17 protein-coding genes are annotated in these 17,467 nt (G+C 69.7%); 12 read left to right on the top strand and 5 right to left on the bottom strand.

Annotated elements, in window-relative coordinates:
- Positions 1-30 precede the first annotated feature (30 nt).
- The 3 genes from CBM2594_RS21190 to CBM2594_RS21200 are packed head-to-tail and all read right to left on the bottom strand — an operon-like array spanning position 31 to position 3,319.
- Positions 31-1,245, bottom strand: a complete 1,215-nt coding sequence (locus CBM2594_RS21190) for an aminotransferase-like domain-containing protein (protein ID WP_116358737.1) — start codon at positions 1,243-1,245, stop codon at positions 31-33.
- Positions 1,246-1,258: 13 nt separating this feature from the next.
- The gene (locus CBM2594_RS21195) at positions 1,259-2,281 is read right to left on the bottom strand and encodes a DUF1338 domain-containing protein (protein ID WP_116358738.1); all 1,023 of its coding nucleotides are present in this window, start codon (positions 2,279-2,281) and stop codon (positions 1,259-1,261) included.
- 45 nt (positions 2,282-2,326) lie between these two features.
- Entirely contained in the window at positions 2,327-3,319 is a 993-nt protein-coding gene (locus tag CBM2594_RS21200; RefSeq protein WP_116358739.1) for a Bug family tripartite tricarboxylate transporter substrate binding protein, read from the bottom strand.
- 163 nt (positions 3,320-3,482) lie between these two features.
- Here CBM2594_RS21200 and CBM2594_RS21205 point away from each other — a divergent pair, with 163 nt between their 5' ends.
- Positions 3,483-4,406, top strand: a complete 924-nt coding sequence (locus tag CBM2594_RS21205; protein ID WP_116358740.1) for a LysR substrate-binding domain-containing protein — start codon at positions 3,483-3,485, stop codon at positions 4,404-4,406.
- A 21-nt stretch (positions 4,407-4,427) separates the two neighbouring features.
- Here CBM2594_RS21205 and CBM2594_RS21210 read toward each other — a convergent pair whose 3' ends face one another.
- On the bottom strand, positions 4,428-4,979 hold the full coding sequence (locus CBM2594_RS21210) for a MarR family winged helix-turn-helix transcriptional regulator (RefSeq protein ID WP_116358741.1): 552 nt from the start codon (positions 4,977-4,979) through the stop codon (positions 4,428-4,430).
- 96 nt (positions 4,980-5,075) lie between these two features.
- On the opposite strand from CBM2594_RS21210, the gene CBM2594_RS21215 reads away from it, so the two are divergent.
- From CBM2594_RS21215 to CBM2594_RS21230, 4 genes are all read left to right on the top strand, one after another.
- Positions 5,076-6,053 (top strand): Bug family tripartite tricarboxylate transporter substrate binding protein, encoded by a 978-nt coding sequence (locus tag CBM2594_RS21215; protein WP_116358742.1) that lies wholly within the window; start codon positions 5,076-5,078, stop codon positions 6,051-6,053.
- 34 nt (positions 6,054-6,087) lie between these two features.
- Positions 6,088-7,656, top strand: coding sequence for a sulfatase-like hydrolase/transferase (locus CBM2594_RS21220; protein ID WP_116358743.1), 1,569 nt, complete (start codon positions 6,088-6,090; stop codon positions 7,654-7,656).
- 214 nt (positions 7,657-7,870) lie between these two features.
- Complete coding sequence (locus CBM2594_RS21225; protein ID WP_116358744.1) at positions 7,871-8,395, top strand: host attachment protein; 525 nt, start codon at positions 7,871-7,873, stop codon at positions 8,393-8,395.
- Positions 8,396-8,459: 64 nt separating this feature from the next.
- Positions 8,460-8,810 carry a hypothetical protein gene (locus CBM2594_RS21230; protein WP_232346704.1) on the top strand — a complete coding sequence of 117 codons (351 nt, stop codon included), beginning with the start codon at positions 8,460-8,462 and terminating at the stop codon, positions 8,808-8,810.
- A gap of 150 nt (positions 8,811-8,960) precedes the next feature.
- Here CBM2594_RS21230 and CBM2594_RS21235 read toward each other — a convergent pair whose 3' ends face one another.
- Positions 8,961-9,671 (bottom strand): UTRA domain-containing protein, encoded by a 711-nt coding sequence (locus tag CBM2594_RS21235; RefSeq protein ID WP_116358745.1) that lies wholly within the window; start codon positions 9,669-9,671, stop codon positions 8,961-8,963.
- Positions 9,672-9,847: 176 nt separating this feature from the next.
- Here CBM2594_RS21235 and CBM2594_RS21240 point away from each other — a divergent pair, with 176 nt between their 5' ends.
- The 7 genes from CBM2594_RS21240 (at position 9,848) to gabD (ending at position 17,466) form a co-directional block, all read left to right on the top strand.
- On the top strand, positions 9,848-11,518 hold the full coding sequence (locus tag CBM2594_RS21240) for a GMC family oxidoreductase N-terminal domain-containing protein (RefSeq protein ID WP_116358746.1): 1,671 nt from the start codon (positions 9,848-9,850) through the stop codon (positions 11,516-11,518).
- A gap of 39 nt (positions 11,519-11,557) precedes the next feature.
- A complete protein-coding gene (locus CBM2594_RS21245; protein WP_116358747.1) occupies positions 11,558-12,469 on the top strand; it encodes a TauD/TfdA dioxygenase family protein in 912 nt (303 codons plus the stop codon).
- A gap of 29 nt (positions 12,470-12,498) precedes the next feature.
- Positions 12,499-13,920 carry an aldehyde dehydrogenase family protein gene (locus tag CBM2594_RS21250; protein ID WP_116358748.1) on the top strand — a complete coding sequence of 474 codons (1,422 nt, stop codon included), beginning with the start codon at positions 12,499-12,501 and terminating at the stop codon, positions 13,918-13,920.
- Positions 13,921-14,115: 195 nt separating this feature from the next.
- On the top strand, positions 14,116-15,330 hold the full coding sequence (locus CBM2594_RS21255) for an AI-2E family transporter (protein ID WP_116358749.1): 1,215 nt from the start codon (positions 14,116-14,118) through the stop codon (positions 15,328-15,330).
- A 107-nt stretch (positions 15,331-15,437) separates the two neighbouring features.
- Positions 15,438-15,653 (top strand): hypothetical protein, encoded by a 216-nt coding sequence (locus CBM2594_RS21260; RefSeq protein WP_116358750.1) that lies wholly within the window; start codon positions 15,438-15,440, stop codon positions 15,651-15,653.
- A 79-nt stretch (positions 15,654-15,732) separates the two neighbouring features.
- Positions 15,733-15,945, top strand: a complete 213-nt coding sequence (locus CBM2594_RS21265; RefSeq protein WP_116358751.1) for a DUF3079 domain-containing protein — start codon at positions 15,733-15,735, stop codon at positions 15,943-15,945.
- A gap of 72 nt (positions 15,946-16,017) precedes the next feature.
- Positions 16,018-17,466 (top strand): NADP-dependent succinate-semialdehyde dehydrogenase, encoded by a 1,449-nt coding sequence (gene gabD / locus CBM2594_RS21270; RefSeq protein ID WP_116358752.1) that lies wholly within the window; start codon positions 16,018-16,020, stop codon positions 17,464-17,466.
- Position 17,467: the final 1 nt, after the last annotated feature.

Genomic DNA, 17,467 nt, shown 5'->3' on the forward strand with positions numbered 1-17,467 from the left:
AGTCGGGTGCCCGCGGTGGTCGCGGTGGTGTTACCCGGCCGCGTCGAGCCGCGCTGCGGCACGCGCCAGCCGCGCCACGCCTTCGGTGATCTGCTGCGGGGCCGTGCCGGCAAACGACAGCCGGAACGCAGGCCGTGCGCGGCGCTGCGCATAGAAGCCGGCCCCGGGGACGAACAACACCTTTTCCGCGATGGCATGCGGCAGCAGCGCGGCGGCATCGCCGATGCCCTCAAGCGAGGCCCACAGGAACATGCCGCCGGCAGGCAAGGCGAAGCGGATGCGGTCGCCGAAGGCGCGCTGCAGCGCCTCGGCCAGCCGGTCGCGCTGGTCGCGGTAGAACGCGATCTCGCGCACCACCTGCGCGGGCAGGCGGCCATCCGCCAGGTATTGCGTGACCGTAAGCTGCAGCCACGGCGGCGTGCACAGGTCCGATACCTGCTTGGCAATCACGGCGCGGCGGATGATCTCCGGCGCGGCCACCATCCAGCCGATGCGCAGCCCCGGCGCCAGCGTCTTCGACAGGCTGGCCAGGTGCACCAGCCACGCACGCGCGCCGGGAACCTGTTCGCTCAGCGCCAGCAACGACGGCGGCGCAGCGCCGTCGAAGCTCAGCGCGCCGTAGGGATCGTCCTCGACCAGCACCACCTGGTGCCGCGCCGCCAGTTCCAGCAGGCGCAGCCGGCGCGCGCGGGACAGCGTGGCGCCGGTGGGGTTGGCGAAGGTCGGCACCGTGTAGATCAGCCGCGGGCGCACCGCGCCGTCGGCCAGCATTGCCGCCAGCGCGTCGACGTCCATGCCGTCCTCATCGGACGGCACGCCGCGCACGTCGGCGCCCGCCAGCCGCAGCGCCTGCAGCGTCGCCGAATAGGTCGGCTCCTCGACCAGCACCACGCTGCCGGGCTCGACCAGCGCGCGCACCAGGAAATCGAAACCCTGCTGCGAACCGCTGGTGACGAGCAGTTGGTCCCGCGTCACGGCGGCACCGCGCTCCGCCATCAGTGCCGCCAGCGCGTCGCGCAGCGCCGGCGCGCCTTCGGTGGCGCCGTACTGCAGGCATTCGGCGGGCCGCTCGCGCAGCGCCTGTGCCGACGCGGCGCCGATGCCTTCGGCATCGAACAGCGCCGCGGACGGGTAGCCGCCCGCGAACGAGATCATCTGCGGATCCGACAGGTACTTGAACAGCTCGCGGATCGGCGAGCCTTCCGGCTCGCGCAGCGCGGGGACGAACGGGTAGGCGGCGCTCATGGTCGGGTGGGCCTCAGCATGCCGCGGCGGTCATCTTGAAGATGCCCTGCGCATTGCCGGCGTCGAAGCCCAGGTCGGTGCGCGTGACCGCCTGCGCGTCATCGACGTAGCGGTCGCGCGTGATGAACTCGTAGAACGAGCCAGGCACCTCGCGCTCCACCTCAACGCCATCCGCACCGACGAAGGCGCGGCGCACCGGGTCGGCGCGGAACGCGGTCTGGCGCACGCGGCCGCTGCGCGACACTTCCACCTTGTCCTTGATCGGGCGACCCAGGCGCTTCTGCGTCTCGGCCAGCGCGAACACGTCTTCGACGCGGTCGGTGGCGTGGTTGAAGGCATTGCCCTCGGTGGCGATCCACGCCATCTCGGCCGATTCGGCCAGCAGGGCCTCATAGTCCTCCAGCCGCGGCGTCGCGTGCTGGCGCTCGAAGCAGCGCGCCAGCGCACCGATCAGCTCGCCGGCTTCGGCCAGCGGCAACGCACCTTCACGCTCGAGTTCCCACAGCAGCGCCTGCGCGCGCGGCGTCAGCGGATCGACCGAAGTCTCGAGCACGCGGCTGACCGCCTGCTGGAAACCTGCGCTGAAGCGCTCCGGATGCAGTTCGCTGACGAAGAACTGCGCGATCTCTTCCGGCGCGTCTTCATGCGCGTACGAGCGGCCGGTCATGCCGATCCGGTCGAGCGGGTAGGTGCCGTTGAGCCGGTAGCCCAGCGGGCGCAGGATGCGCGTGAAAGCGGCCTCGCCGGCGGGCAGCGCGCCGTGGTCAGCCCAGCGCACGGTGCGCAGCGCGCCATGGTCGAAGTGGACCTTGCCGCCGGCTGCCGCCACGTCGTCGGTGTAGGCCTTGCCGGTCGGCACGCGCTCCAGGATGCCGGCGAACAGCACCAGGTTCAGCGCATGGGCGATCTCCGCGCGCGACGGGCGCCCGGCCGCGCCAGCCGGCAGCTGCGCGGGCGCGCTCACCAGCGCGGACAGGCGGTCGGCGCCGCTGGCGCCAAGGTGCAGGGAAACGAGTTGCTTGATGTTATTGCTCATGATGCAGGGAGGTCTTGCTGACGGAAGAGGAATCAATGACGGTTTTCAGTCCACCGAGGCGCCGGACAGGCGCACGATCTCGCCCCACTTCTGGCGGTCTTTCTTCAGCACTTCGGCGAAGGCTTCGGGGGTGCCCGGCGCGGGTTCCGCGCCCAGGTCGCGCATGCGCGCCTGCACGGCGGGATCGCCGAGCGCGCGCGCCAGGTCCTGGCTGATCTTCTGCGCCACCGCGCTGGACACGCCGCGCGGCGCCAGCAGGCCGAACCACGGGCTGGCGTCGAAGCCCGGCACCGGCCCGGCCGCCGCCACGGTCGGCACATTGGGCAGCGCCGACGAGCGCGCCGGCGTGGTCACCGCCAGCGCCTTGAGCTTGCCGGAGCGGACGAACGGCAGCGACGCCGGCAGGTTGTCGAACATCACGTCGACGCTGCCGCCCATCAGATCGGCAATCGCCGGGCTGCTGCCCTTGTAGGCGACATGGCTCATCTCGGTGCCGGTCATGCGCTGGAACAGCTCGCCGGCCAGGTGCGTCGACGTGCCGTTGCCCGCCGACGCCATGTTGACGCGCTTCGGGTTGGCCTTCAGGTAGGCGATGAACTCCGCCAGCGTCTGCACCTGCGCGCGCTCGGCAAAGGCCGGCGACAGCACCACCACGTTGGGCACGCGCGCGACCATCGCCACCGGCGCGAAATCCGCAACGGCGTCATAGGGCAGCTTCTTGTACAGCGTGGGGTTGATGCCGAACTCGCCCACCGAGCCCATCAGCAGCGTATAGCCGTCGGCGGTGGACTTGGCGGCGACGCCGGTGCCGACGATGCCGCCCGCGCCGGGGCGGTTCTCCACCAGCACCGGTTGCTTCCATTGCAGCGCGAGCCGCTCGCCGACCAGCCGCGCGACCATGTCGGTGGTGCCGCCCGGCGGGTACGGCACGATGATGCGCACGGGCTTGGCGGGGAAATCCTCGGCGGCGGCGATGCCGGATAGGGTCATGCCAAAGGCGAAAGTGCCGGCGGCCAGCGCGCTGAACAAGCGTTTCATTGTTGTTTTCCTGTCTACCTGATGGTTGTCGTTATGGCGGTGCCGCGATGGTGGGGCCGCGGGACCAGGGCTGAATCATTTCTCATCAAGTTCGCCGGTTCAAGCGAGATTTCGGTATAGGATGATGACTTTATGTCATCAACTACGCCCTCTCTCCCCCGCCATGCGGCAACGCCTTCCCAGCCTGTCCAGCCTGCGCGCCTTTGAAGCGGCCGCGCTGCACCTGAACCTGCGCCGCGCCGCCGCTGACCTGTTCATCACGGAAAGCGCGGTGTCGCGCCAGATTGCCGCGCTGGAAAGCCTGCTCGGCGTGCAGCTGTTTCACCGCGCCAACCAGCGCATCACGCTGACCGCGGCCGGCGCGCTCTACAGCGTCCAGGTGCGCGAGATGCTGCGCAAGCTGCAGCGCGACACGCTGGAGGTGATGGCGCATGAAGGCGCCGGCGGCACCGTCGAGCTGGCGTGCGTGCCGACGCTCGCCGTCGAATGGCTGATCCCGCGGCTGCCCGAGTTCTACGCGCGGCACCCGAAGGTCGTGGTCAATATCAGCGCCCAGTCCGACGTCTTCCTGTTCGACGGCACGCCGTACGACGCGGCGGTCCACTTCGGCGAAGCGGTCTATCCGGGCGCGCGGGCCGATCTGCTGTTCGGCGAGGAATCCGTCGCGGTGTGCCACCCGGCGTTGTTCGGCCGCAAGAAGCGCATCGACGCGCACGACATCGCGCATGCGCCGCTGCTGCACCTGGCCACGCGCAGCTTCGGCTGGAAGCAATGGATGGAGGCGGCCGGCATCGACGACGTCAACGCCATGCGCGGGGCCCGCTTCGACCACCACAGCATGGTCATCGCCGCGGCGCGGGCCGGGCTGGGGATCGGGCTGGTGCCGCGCTTCCTGGTCGAAGAGTATCTGGCGAGCGGGCAACTGGTGAGCCCCGTGGCGCGCTCGCTGCGTTCCACCAGCGCCTATTACCTGGTCCTGCCCGATACCCGCCCGATGAGCCATGCCATGCAGCATCTGCGCAGCTGGCTGCTGGAGGCGGCGGTGGCGTTTGCCGAGGGACAGGGCACGGGATCAGCGGGCACGTAGCCGGCCGCGCGCGGCGCGGCCCTACCCTTTCTGTGCGCGCCACACCCGCTGCAGCTCCCACGCCGGCGCCTCGCCCGCCGGCTGCGGCAAGGCCTGGGCGTCGGCCAGCATGGCGCTGGCGCGGGCCTGCAGCTTGTCCAGGCAGCGCGACATGACGCGTGCCTCTTCGGCCGTCAGGCAGGCGGCCAGCTGCGTATTGAAGTCGCGCGCCTGCGCAAAGGCGGCGCGGTAGACCGATTCGCCTGCCTCGGTCAGCGTGAAGGCGGCGGCGCGCCGGTCCTGCGCGCGCGTTTCGCGGCGCACCAGTCCGCGCTCCACCAGCGCATGGACGGCGCGGCTGGCCAGCACCTTGTCCAGGCCCGCGCTGTCCGCCAGTTCGGTCAGCCGCGTGCCGGGCTGCTCGCCCAGGAAGGAAATCATGCGCCATTCGCGCCGCGTCACGCCTGCCCGCGCGCGCAGGTGCAGCGCGGCCGCGCCCAGCGCGACGCGGTTCAGGTGATAGACCCGGTAGTTGATGAAGTCGGCCAGCCGCTGCGGCCGCTGCAGGCGGCCGCCGCCCTTGTCGTGTGCCATGCCACACCCGCGATTTAGTTGACTTTGTCAATTATATCGACGGGTGCTAGCTTCCCGTCCATGCCGGCTGCCGGCGCAAAACAGACAGGAGACACCGTGAACCCCCGCAACTTCCTTCCCCGCCTTGCCGCCTGCCTGCTGGCCGCCGCCGCGGCCTGGTCCGCGCCCGCCGGCGCGCAGTCGGAGCGGCCGCTGCGCATCCTGGTGGGCTACCCCGCCGGCGGCACCGCCGACCTGGCCGCGCGCCTGGTGGGCGACAAGCTGCGCGAGACCCTGAACCAGACCGTGGTGATCGAGAACAAGCCCGGCGCGGGCGGGCGCCTGGTGATGGACTACGCGCGCACGCAGCCGGCAGACGGCAATACGCTGGTGGTGGCCAACTCGGCGGTCATGACGATCGCGCCGCTGGTCTACCGCAAGCTGAACTACGATATCCAGCGCGATTTCACGCCGGTGGCGCAGGCCGCCAATTTCCAGCTGGCGCTGGCCACCGGCCCGGGCAGTCCCGCGCGCACGCTGAAGGATTACGTGGCCTGGCTCAAGGCCGGTGCGCAGAACAACTCCTACGCGTCGCCAGCGCTCGGCAGCATTCCGCATTTCTTCGGGCTGATGATCGGCAAGCAGGTGGGCATCGACATGCTGCACGTGCCGTTCAACGGCTCGGCGCCGCTGATGAGCGCACTGGTCGGCGGGCAGGTGCCGGCGTCGGTCGATACCCTGGCCGACCTGACCGAGATGCACCGCGCCGGCAAGATCCGCGTGCTGGCCACCTCCGGCACGCACCGTTCAGTGGCGCTGCCTGACGTGCCGACCTTCACGGAACTCGGCTACAAGGGCATCGAGGGCGAAGGCCGCTATGGGGTGCTGGCGCCCGCCGGCACGCCGCGCGCGGCGCTCGACCGGCTCAACGCCGCCATCGTCAAGGCGGTGCAGTCGCCCGACGTGCGCGACAAGTTCCTGAAGCTCGGGCTCGAACCCGCCACCGGCCCCGCCGATGCTTTCGCCGGGGTGCTGAAGGCCGACGCCGCCAGGTGGGCGCCGGTGGTCAAGGCGTCCGGCTATACCGGCGACTGATGCGCTCCAACCCGCTTCCCGCTACCTTCCGGCCATGACCATCCGCAATACCCTCTTCATCATGTGCGACCAGCTGCGGCGCGACCATCTTGGTTGCTACGGGCACCCGACGCTGCGCACGCGCCATATCGATGCACTGGCCGCGCGCGGCGTGCGCTTCGACCGCGCCTATGTGACCTCCGGCGTCTGCGGCCCCAGCCGCATGAGCTTTTACACCGGGCGCTACGTCAGCAGCCATGGCGCTACCTGGAACCGCGTGCCGCTGTCGGTCGGCGAAATCACGCTGGGCGAGTACCTGAAGGACAGCGGCCGCGCGCTGGCGCTGGCGGGCAAGACCCATGTGATGCCGGACAACGCCAACCTGAAGCGGCTGCACCTGGACGGCGGCACGGAACTGGAAACGCTGCTGCGCAGCGGCCACTTCACGGAAGTCGACCGCCATGACGGCCATCACGCCGAGCCGCGCAGCGCCTATGCCGACTGGCTGCGCCAGCAAGGCTATGACAGCGCCGACCCCTGGACCGACTACGTGATCAGCGCCGAGAACGCGCGCGGCGAGATCGTCTCGGGCTGGCACATGCGCAATGCCGGGCTGCCCGCGCGCGTGGCCGAGCCGCATTCCGAGACCGCCTACACCGTCGGCCAGGCCATGCAGTACATCGCGGCGCGCGGCGACGACCCGTGGGTGCTGCACCTGTCGCTGGTCAAGCCGCACTGGCCCTATCTCGCGCCCGCACCGTACCACGCCGCGTATACGCTCGACGACTGCCTGCCGCTGCAGCGCCACGATGCCGAACTGGCAGACCCGCACCCGGTGCTGTCGGCCTATCGCACCCAGGAGGAATGCGCCAACTTCATGCGCGCCGAGGTCTCGGATACGGTGCGCCCGGCCTACCAGGGCCTGATCCAGCAGATCGACGACCGGCTGGGGCTGCTGTGGGAACAGCTGGAGCGCCTGGGGCGCTGGGACGACACGCTGATCGTCTTCACCGCTGACCATGGCGATTTCCTCGGCGACCACTGGCTGGGGGAAAAGGAGCAGTTCTACGACACCGTGCAGAACATCCCGCTGATCGTCTACGACCCGTCGCCGCAGGCCGATGCCACGCGCGGCACCGCGCAGGCCAGCCTGGTCAGCGCGGTCGACGTGGTGCCGACGGTGCTCGATGCGCTGGGCCTGCCGCCCGCCGACCACCGCGTCGAGGGCCGCTCGCTGCTGGACCTGACGCGCGCGGCCGCGCGCGAGGGTGCGGGCGCCTGGCGCGACGCGGTGGTCTCGGAGCTGGACTATGCCTACCGCGGCGCGCGCGTGGCGCTGGGCCGCCATCCCGGCGAATGCCGGGCCTGGATGGTGCGCGACGCGCGCTGGAAGTACGTGCACTGGCAGGGCTTCCGGCCGCAGCTGTTCGACCTGCAGAACGATCCGCAGGAGTACTTCGATCTTGGCGCCGACCCCGGCCATGAAGCGGTGCGCAGCGCCATGCGGCTGCGCCTGCTGGACTGGTTCTGCACGCTCAAGCCGCGCGTGACGGCGACCAACGAGGAAGTCGCGGCCAAGACCAATGTGTACAAGCAGGCCGGCGTGTTCTTCGGGGTCTGGTAACCGCATCGCCGCCGCTCGCGCCCGGCGCGGCCAGCGCCGCTTGCCTGAAAAACTTGCACGGTGTGCCTGTCGATACTGCAACCGTGTGCCGCGCCCGGCATGTCAGGCCGCGCGCGCCGCCGCCTGCGGCCATGGCAGGGCGGCGGACCGGATGGCGTATCCCTTGCAACAAGGGCTGGAGGGCCCTGTGTTCGGGCCGGCAACCGGAGCGATCATGAAGAACATCTGGATCCTGGTAGCGGACGAATCCGTCGCCCGCATTTTTGCCTCGCATGGCGACAGCGCCCCGCTGGAGGTCGTCGAGGAGATCACCGACGCCGCCGCGCATGCCGACCGCGCCGACCTGCGCCGCGACGCCTATGGCCGCCGCGGCCAGGCTGCCGTCCAGGGCGACGCGGGCCATCCCGGCGCCCACCAGGTCGGACCGTCGACCGTCACGTCTTCGGCGGGCGAGGACGAGCTGCACCAAGAGGCGCAGCTGTTTGCCCGACGCGTGGCGGATTACCTTGGCGATGCGCGCAACAAGCAGCGCTTCGACGAACTGGCGCTGATTGCGGCGCCGCGCTTCCTGGGGCTGTTGCGCAAGACCCTGCCGCCTGGCGTCACCGACGTGGTCACCCGGGAGATCGGCAAGGATTTCAAATACGTGGCCAACAACGACCTGCAGCAACGGCTGGCCGATGAGGGTATCGTGCCGGCACGGCGCGACGAACGCGTCAATACCGGCCGCGACCGCTAGGCGCAGCGCAGCAGAACGCAGCCGCCCGTGCTGGCGCGGGCGGCTGGTTCGCTGTCAGCGGGCGGTGCCGGAGCCGCTGGCGGCGCCGCTGCTGCCGCTCGAAGTGCCGCCCGGGCTGGTAGTGCTGGTCGCGCCGGAGGTGCCGGTGGACGTGCTGCCGCCAGGCGCGCTGCGGCTGCGGTTCTGTTCCGTCACCGAACCCGATCCGGACAGCGAGCCCGAGCCGGTGGTGCTGCCCGTGGCGGTGCAACCCGCCAGGATGCCGAGGGCGAGCAAGGCTGTGCCGATGCGCAAGGGTGTTTTCGGTGTTTTCATGTTTTCCTCCATCTGGCAGGTTGGCGGCAAGCCTAGCTGCATGGCCCGGCCTGCCGGCGAGGCGCCGATGGCGCCGCTGCGCTCGAGAAGACGCAACTGACGTACCAGATTGGGGACGGACGAGTGCAGCGCGGCGGCGAAGCCGGCACGCACCGCAGCGCGCCCGGCCCGCGGTAAGAAGTGCGCGCAGCCGGTAAAAGTTACCGTGCGGGTACCTGTGGCAAGCCGGTCGGGGCGCGTTTGCGGTGCGCTAGCGCGTCAGCGTCCACTTGTAGGCATAGCGGTCGGGGCGGAACAGCAGGTCGGCGCAGAACAGCGGCGTGCCTTCGATGTCGTACGGCGTGCAGCGCAGCCGCAGCAGCGGCAGCCCTTCGTCGATGCCGAGCTTGCGGGCCACGTCGGCGGGCGCCGCGATGGCGCTGGCCTCCATCGCCACGTCGCGAAAGCGATACCCCAGCCGGCTTTCGAACAGCGCCATGGCGTCGTTGGTCTCGACATCTTCCTGCACCAGGCGGCGCATCAGCGGCTCGGGCCCCATCAGGTTGAAGTATGCAACCGCCACGTCGTCCCAGTAGCGCACCGTGGCCACGCCCAGCACCTTTTCACCGGGCTGCAGGCTCAGCGCTGCGGCCACATGCGGAGGCGCCCGCAACAGGCGCACCGATGCGATCTTGCCGTAGGCCAGCTGGCCGCGGGCCCGCCCGGTCTCATAGAAGCCGGTGAGCGCGCCCAGGCTCGGGGTGTCGGCCGGCCGCGTGACGAAGCTGCCCTTGCCGTTCACTTTCTCGATGAGGCCGGCGTTGTGCAGGCCGGACAAGGCCTGCCGCACGGTGATCCGGCTCACGCCGAATTCGGCCATCAGCTCGGCCTCGGACGGCAGCTTGGCGCCCGGGCCCCATGTATTGCTGGCGATTCGCTGGCGAATCTCGCTTTCGATCTCTTTGAACCTGGGCAGCGCCACGTATGTCCCGCCCCGGCGGGCGGCTCCGATTTCAGTGCGGCGGATTATACCTATCATGACAGGTATCGTCTTAACCTATTGACCTGTTATAACAGGTAATGGCAGTATCCGTCGTCACCAGCTGGCCCCGCGCCCCGCCCCATCACCGCTTGCTGGCCACCGAGGAGACAACGCAATTGGATACCAGGGCAAATCACACCGCCAGTGCGCCGGCGGAGTTCGACTACATCGTCATCGGCGCGGGATCGGCGGGTTGCGCCGTCGCCGCGCGCCTGGCCGAGGACGCCGGCGCCACCGTGGCGCTGCTCGAGGCGGGGCCGCATGACCACCACTACGCGATCTGGGCGCCGGTCGGCATCGCCGCGGTGGTGCCCAGGGCCGGGCCGCGCAACTACGCCTACTACACCGAGCCGCAGCCGGGGCTGAACGGGCGCCGTTCCTACCAGCCGCGCGGGCGCGGCCTGGGCGGCAGCTCGTCGATCAACGGCATGGTCTATATCCGCGGCCACCGGCGCGACTATGACGACTGGGCCGCGCTGGGTTGCCGCGGCTGGGGCTTCGACGACGTGCTGCCCTACTTCCGCCGCAGCGAGCGCAACCCGCGCCTGGGCGCGCAGCAAGACGCGCTGCATGGCCACGACGGGCCGCTGCACGTGAGCGACCTGCGCTCGCCCAACCCGTTCGCGCAACGCTTCGTCGAGGCCGCGCTGCAGGCGGGGCTGCCGCGCAACGACGACTTCAACGGACCCACCCAGGAGGGCGCGGGCCTGTACCAGGTGACACAACGCAACGGCGAGCGCTGGAACACCGCGCGCGCCTACCTGCACGGCGGCAATGCCGCCGACACCGCGCTGAACGGCGGCCGCCGCGGGCTGTCGGTGCTGACCGATACGCAGGCGCTGCGCATCGTGTTCGACGGCAAGCGCGCGAGCGGCGTCGAGGTGGTCCGCGGCGGCACGGTGCAGGTGCTGCGCGCACGGCGCGAGATCGTGGTCAGCGGCGGCACCTTCAATTCCCCCCAACTGCTGCTGGCCTCCGGCATCGGCCCGTCCGCGCACCTGCGCGAGGTCGGCGTCGACGTGGTCCACGACCTGCCGGGCGTGGGCGAGAACCTGCAGGACCACCTCGACATCATCGTCAACAAGCAGCTGCAGACCACCGAGCTGTTCGGCAAGACCGGCCGCGGCATGCTGCGGCTCGCGCGCGAGGTAATGCGCTACCGCCGCACCCGCACCGGCATGGTGACGTCCAATATCGCCGAGGCCGGCGCGTTCCTGCGCAGCCGCCCGGAACTGGAGATTCCCGACGTGCAGCTGCACTTCGCGGTGGCGCTGCTGGGCAACCGCAACCTGGGCAATCTTGGCCACGGCTACTCCTGCCATGCCTGCGTGCTGCGCCCGAAAAGCCGCGGCCACGTGCGGCTGCGCAGCGCGGACACGCGCGAGGCGCCGCTGATCGACCCGCGCTTTCTTTCGGCCGAGGAAGACATGGCCGGCATGGTCGAGGGCGTCCGCGCGATTCGCCGCATCTTCGCCCAGCCGGCGCTGGCGCAGCATGGCGGTCGCGAAGTGCTGACCGACGCGTTCGGGCCCGACAGCAGCAACGAGGCGGCGATCCAGGACTTCGTGCGCAACCATGCCGATACCGTCTACCACCCGGTCGGCACCTGCAAGATGGGCGTCGACCCCATGGCGGTGGTCGACCCGGAACTGCGCGTGCGCGGCGTGCAGGGCCTGCGCGTCGCCGACGCCTCGATCATGCCGACGCTGATCGGCGGCAACACCAACGCGCCGGCCATCATGATCGGCGAAAAGGCCGCGGACCTGATCAGGGCCGCGCACCGCTGAACCCCTCTGCATTGGCACAACACAACCAAGGAGACCCCCATGCAAGCCACCGCACCCGCAACCATCAGCCCGCAAGCCTACCGCGAGCTGGAGCAGGCGCCCTTCCCGTTCTCCGTGCGCCGCTGCACGCCGACCATCGGCGCGGAAATCGAGGGCATCGATTTCCGCGAGGACCTGGACCACGACACCTACCTCTCGCTGCGCCGCGCGCTGCTGAAGTACAAGGTGCTGTTCTTCCGCAAGCAGGCCATCACGCCGGCCCAGCACGTTGCCGTGGCGCGGCGCTTCGGCGAGCTGGAAGTCCACCCGATGTTCAACAACCATCCGGAGCATCCGGAACTGGTGGTGTTCGGCCGCAACGACAAGACCCGCGGCCGCGAGAACCTGTACCACTCCGATGTGTCGTGGCGCGAGATCCCGTCGATGGGCTCGATGCTGCGCTGCCTGGAGTGCCCGGAGGTGGGCGGCGACACCATCTGGGTCAACATGGCCGCGGCCTACGACAACCTGCCGCAGGAGATCAAGGACCGCATCGCCAGCCTCAGGGCCGTGCACGACGCCATGCCCGCATTCGGCGTGGCGCTTAGCGAGGAAAAGTACGCCGAGATGCGTGCCAAGTATCCGCCGATGGTGCACCCGGTGGTGCGCACCCATCCGGAAACCGGCGAGAAGATCCTGTTTATCAACGAGGCCTTCACCACGCATTTCGCCAACTTCACCAAGGAACAGCCGTATCGCTTCGGCTCCGACTTCCGCCCGGCCGAGCTGGACCTGCTGCAGTACCTGTACCGCCAGGCCGCCGCGCCCGAGTACCAGGTGCGGCTGCGCTGGCAAGCGGACACGATCGCGCTGTGGGACAACCGCTCGACCCAGCACTACGCCGTGCAGGACTACTTCCCCGCGGTGCGCCACATGAACCGCGCCACCATCATCGGCGACCGTCCGGTCTGACCGAACGCCAACCCATCGAGGCAACCGGCATGCATAGCGTCGACAAGTTCTATATCAACGGCCAGTGGGTGCCGCCCGCAGCGGGCGCCACCCGGGCCGACATCATCGACCCGGCCACCGAAGCGGTCGCGGGCACGCTCGCCATGGGCACCGCCGCGGACGTGGACCGCGCCGTGGCTGCAGCGCGCGCGGCCTTCCCGGCGTGGTCGGTGTCCACCCGCGAAACCCGCATCGCGCTGCTCGAGCGCATCATCGCCGCCTACCAGGCGCGCATGGCCGACCTGGCGCAGGCGGTGCGCCAGGAGATCGGCGCACCCATCACGCTGGCCACCAACCTGCAGGCGCCGATCGGGCTGGCGCAGCTGCAGGCCACGCTGCAGGCACTGCGCGACTTCGCCTTTGAAAGCCAGCGCGGCAAGAGCCATGTGCTGCGCGAAGCCATCGGCGTGGCCGCGCTGATCACGCCGTGGAACTGGCCGCTGAACCAGATCGCGGCCAAGGTGGCGCCGGCGCTGGCGGCCGGCTGCACCGTGGTGCTCAAGCCATCGGAGATCGCGCCGCTCGATGCGCGGATCTTTGCCGAGATCATGGATGCCGCCGGCACGCCGCCGGGGGTGTTCAACATGATCTTTGGCGAGGGCCGCGTGGTCGGCGCCGCGCTGTCGGCGCATCGCGAGGTCGACATGGTGTCGATCACCGGCTCGACCCGCGCCGGCGTCGAGGTGGCGATCAGCGCCGCCCCCACGGTCAAGCGCGTGGCGCAGGAACTGGGCGGCAAGTCGCCGCTGATCGTGCTGGACGACGCCGACCTGCAGGCCGCGGTGACCAGCGCGGTGGCGCAGTGTATGGTCAATTCGGGCCAGACCTGCGTGGCGCCCACGCGCGTGCTGGTGCCGCGTGCGCGCTACGAGGAAGCGGTGCAGATCGCGGCGGCGGTGGCCAATGCAGTGAAGGTCGGCGATCCGTCCGATCCGGAGACCAGGATGGGCCCGATTTCCAACCGCGGCCAGTATGACAAGGTGCAGCGGCTGATCGGCGTCGGCATCGAGGAAGGCGCGCGGCTTGCTGCCGGCGGCCCGGGCCGCCCCGACGGCCTGGCGCGCGGCTTCTATGCCCGCCCCACCGTCTTTGCCGATGTGCGCAACGACATGGCCATCGCGCGCGAGGAAATCTTCGGGCCGGTGCTGTGCCTGTTGCCGTACGACACCGAAGAAGAAGCCGTGGCGATCGCCAACGACACCGACTTCGGCCTGGCCGCCTATGTGGCCTCGTCCGACCCGGCGCGTGCGCGCAGGCTGGCAGCGCGGTTGCGCGCCGGCAGCGTGCGCATCAATGGCGCGATGATGGACCTCGCCGCGCCGTTCGGCGGCTACAAGACGTCAGGCAACGGCCGCGAGTATGGCCCCGAAGGCATCGCCGAGTTCCTCGAGACCAAGACCGTGACCGGCTGAACCCGCTCCGCCTGGCCACGCACCGCCCGGCCGCCAGCGCCCTGCTGGCCGCCGGGCGGTGTCGTTTGTGCGGCGCATGCGCACGCGCTGCCGCGCTTGTCTGACATCCGCAGGCGGCGGCGTCCGACAGCCACGGGCGGCCGGCACGCTCTATCTTCGAGGGTAGCGCCAGGCCTTTTGCCGAAGCGCCCGGCTATGTCGACCGTTCCCGATCCCAGCGCCCCGAGGCTGTCGCCCGCGCAGCCCGTCCCCCGACTCGCAGACGATGGCCACCCCGCGGGGGCCAGCGCCGAACCGTCCGCGCCCGCGCCGGCGCTGCTGACCGACGTCGCCGTCGCCGGTGCGCTGCATCGCGCCAGCACCGCGCTGATGGTGCTGGCGGTGCTGTTCTCGCTGTACGCCGTGCATGTGGCGCGCGACTTCCTGGTGCCGGTGGTGATCGCGGTGGTGATGGCCTACCTGCTCGACCCGCTGGTGTGCGCGCTGCAGCGGCTGGGGCTGCCGCGCGCGCCGGCCAGCACCATCGTGCTGCTGGCGCTGATCGCCGCTCTGCTCAGCGGCGCCTACCTGCTGCAGGGCCAGGTCGAGTCGATGGTCAACAGCCTGCCGGAAGTGGCCGGCAAGCTGTCGCGTTCCGTCGGTGCGCTGCTCAGCGGCGACGATTCGATGTGGCAGAAGATCCGCCGCGCCGCCACCGTGCTCAGCGGCGCCGGCCAGCCGCCGCCGGCGCGCGGCACCCAGGTGGTGGTGGAACAGTCGGCGGGCCAGATCAACAACATGCTGCTGGCGGGCTCGGTCAGCGTCTTCACCATGGCGGCGCAGGCGGTGGTGGTGGTGTTCCTGCTGTATTTCCTGATGCTGGCGGGCGATACCTTCAAGCGCAAGTTCATCAAGATGGTGGGCACCACGATCTCGGAGAAGAAGATCAGCGTGCACATGCTGGACGAGGTCAACCGCTCGATCCGCCGCTATATGGGCATGCTGGTGGTGACCAACGCCGGCCTGGGGGTCTGCACCTGGCTGCTGCTGAAATGGCTTGGCGTCGACAACGCCGGCAGCTGGTCGATCGCGGCGGCGGCACTGCACCTGGTGCCTTACTTCGGCGCGCTGGCGATTGCCGTGTGCCTGGGCGTGGTGACGTTCATGCAGTTCGGCACGCTCGGCATGGCCGCCGCGGCCGCCGGCGGGTCATTGCTGATCGCGACGCTGATCGGCTCGGTCATCACCACCTGGATGACCGGCCGCATGGCGCGCATGAACGCCGTGGCGGTGTTCGTGGCACTGCTGCTGTTCACGTGGCTGTGGGGCGTGTGGGGGATGCTGCTCGCGATTCCGCTGATCACCATCGCCAAGGTGGTGGCGGATCACATTGAAGGCATGGAAGTGGTGGCCGAGTTCCTTGGCGAGTAACGTGCGTTCGCGCACCTGTCGCAGCGCAACGGCGCCGCTATACTGAACCTGCGAATGCTGCACCACAGCATTACGGGGCACGGCGATTCGCGCGGAGGAAAACCACCATGTCTCTATGCGACCTGTGCGAGTCGCAGCTGGACCGCCCCGGCCATATGCCGCCGCATCCGCGGCTGGCGATATCGGCGACGCTGCGCATGGCGAGCGGCCAGAATGCCTTCGTGTACCGCTGCGGCCACTGCGGCGAGACACTGCTGCTCGCGTCCGACGACGGCGAAGCGCCCGACCGCTGGACGCGCCTGGACGCCGACGGCTGGCGCTGATCCGCCGTCACGGCGCGGCTGCTGCCGCCTTGATCCCGCGCAAGATCGGGCACCGGCTGCGTCGACATAATGGGCCATCATGGCCAAGAAATTTCCCCTCTACCCCAGCCATCCCGAGCGCATCTGCTGGGGCTGCGACAAATACTGCCCGGTCGATGCCATGCGCTGCGGCAATGGCTCCAGCCGCACCCAGCATCCCATCGAACTGCTGGGCGATGACTGGCTCGAATGCGGCGACTGGGGCATCGAGGTGCCGGCCGCCAGGGCACCTTCCGGGACCACCCCCAGGTAGCAGGATTACAATCGTTGTCTCCGGCTTAACGATAAAACCCCGGCACCACAGCCGGCATACACCGAGACAACCATGCTGAACCTCCAGGACTCCTCGCTGCTGCGGCAGCAGTGCTTGATCGACGGCCGCTGGATCGATGGCGAGCGCCGCATCGACGTGACCAACCCCGCCACCGGCGAGCGCGTCGGCCAGGTGCCGCAGCTGGGCGCCGACGAAACCCGCCAGGCCATCGAGGCCGCCAATCGCGCGCTGCCGGCGTGGCGCGCGCGCACCGCCAAGGAACGCTCGGCGCTGCTGCGCAAATGGTTCGAGCTGATCATGGCGAACCAGGAAGACCTGGCCCGCATCATGACCGCGGAGCAAGGCAAGCCCATTGCCGAGGCGCGCGGCGAGATCGCCTACGCGGCCTCGTTCATCGAATGGTTTGCCGAGGAAGGCAAGCGGGTCTATGGCGATACCATCCCCGCCCCGGTCAGCAACCAGCGCATCGTGGTAACGAAGGAACCGGTCGGGGTCTGCGCCGCGATCACGCCGTGGAATTTCCCCGCCGCCATGATCACCCGCAAGGCGGGCCCGGCGCTGGCGGTCGGCTGCACCATGGTGCTCAAACCCGCCTCGCAGACGCCGCTGACGGCGCTGGCGCTGGTGGCGCTGGCCGAGCGCGCCGGCATCCCTGCCGGGGTGCTGTCGGTAGTGACCGGCTCGGCCAGCGCGATCGGCGGCGAGATGAGCAGCAACCCGCTGGTGCGCAAGCTGACCTTCACCGGCTCGACCGAAGTCGGACGCCAGCTGATGGCGCAGACCGCCGCCACCATCAAGAAGGTGTCGATGGAACTGGGCGGCAACGCGCCCTTTATCGTGTTCGACGATGCCGACCTCGACGCCGCCGTCGAAGGCGCGATCGTCTCCAAATACCGCAACGCCGGCCAGACCTGCGTCTGCGCCAACCGCATCTACGTGCAGTCCGGCGTGTACGAGGCGTTCGCGCAGAAGCTGGTGGCGGCGGTGGCGGCGCTTAAGGTGGGCAACGGCATGGACGACGGCGTGCGCATCGGCCCGCTGATCGACGACAAGGCGGTGGCCAAGGTGGAAGAGCATATCGCCGACGCACTCGGCAAGGGCGCCCGCCTGCTGCAGGGCGGCCAGCGCCACGCGCTCGGGCATTCCTTCTTCCAGCCGACCGTGCTGGCGGACGTTGCGCCCGGCATGCTGGTCGCGCGCGAGGAAACCTTCGGCCCGCTGGCGCCGCTGTTCCGCTTCGACACCGAGGACGACGTGGTCGCCATGGCCAACGATACCGAGTTCGGCCTGGCCAGCTACTTCTATGCGCGCGACCTGGGCCGGGTCTGGCGCGTCTCGGAACGGCTGGAGTACGGCATGGTCGGTGTCAACACCGGCCTGATCTCGAACGAGGTCGCGCCGTTCGGCGGCGTCAAGCAATCGGGCGTCGGCCGCGAGGGCTCGCATTACGGCATCGACGATTACCTGGTGATCAAGTACACCTGCATGGCCGGCATCTGAT

The sequence above is a fragment of the Cupriavidus taiwanensis genome (assembly GCF_900249755.1).
Taxonomy (GTDB): domain Bacteria; phylum Pseudomonadota; class Gammaproteobacteria; order Burkholderiales; family Burkholderiaceae; genus Cupriavidus; species Cupriavidus taiwanensis_D.

Bases quoted from the DNA above. Each gene is read 5' to 3' on its own strand.
- CBM2594_RS21250 (WP_116358748.1), top strand. From the start codon at position 12,499: ATGCATAGCGTCGACAAGTTCTATATCAACGGCCAGTGGGTGCCGCCC.
- CBM2594_RS21220 (WP_116358743.1), top strand. From the start codon at position 6,088: ATGACCATCCGCAATACCCTCTTCATCATGTGCGACCAGCTGCGGCGC.
- CBM2594_RS21225 (WP_116358744.1), top strand. From the start codon at position 7,871: ATGAAGAACATCTGGATCCTGGTAGCGGACGAATCCGTCGCCCGCATT.
- CBM2594_RS21210 (WP_116358741.1), bottom strand. From the start codon at position 4,979: ATGGCACACGACAAGGGCGGCGGCCGCCTGCAGCGGCCGCAGCGGCTG.
- gabD (WP_116358752.1), top strand. From the start codon at position 16,018: ATGCTGAACCTCCAGGACTCCTCGCTGCTGCGGCAGCAGTGCTTGATC.
- CBM2594_RS21200 (WP_116358739.1), bottom strand. From the start codon at position 3,319: ATGAAACGCTTGTTCAGCGCGCTGGCCGCCGGCACTTTCGCCTTTGGC.
- CBM2594_RS21265 (WP_116358751.1), top strand. From the start codon at position 15,733: ATGGCCAAGAAATTTCCCCTCTACCCCAGCCATCCCGAGCGCATCTGC.
- CBM2594_RS21205 (WP_116358740.1), top strand. From the start codon at position 3,483: ATGCGGCAACGCCTTCCCAGCCTGTCCAGCCTGCGCGCCTTTGAAGCG.
- CBM2594_RS21255 (WP_116358749.1), top strand. From the start codon at position 14,116: ATGTCGACCGTTCCCGATCCCAGCGCCCCGAGGCTGTCGCCCGCGCAG.
- CBM2594_RS21195 (WP_116358738.1), bottom strand. From the start codon at position 2,281: ATGAGCAATAACATCAAGCAACTCGTTTCCCTGCACCTTGGCGCCAGC.
- CBM2594_RS21260 (WP_116358750.1), top strand. From the start codon at position 15,438: ATGTCTCTATGCGACCTGTGCGAGTCGCAGCTGGACCGCCCCGGCCAT.
- CBM2594_RS21245 (WP_116358747.1), top strand. From the start codon at position 11,558: ATGCAAGCCACCGCACCCGCAACCATCAGCCCGCAAGCCTACCGCGAG.
- CBM2594_RS21190 (WP_116358737.1), bottom strand. From the start codon at position 1,245: ATGAGCGCCGCCTACCCGTTCGTCCCCGCGCTGCGCGAGCCGGAAGGC.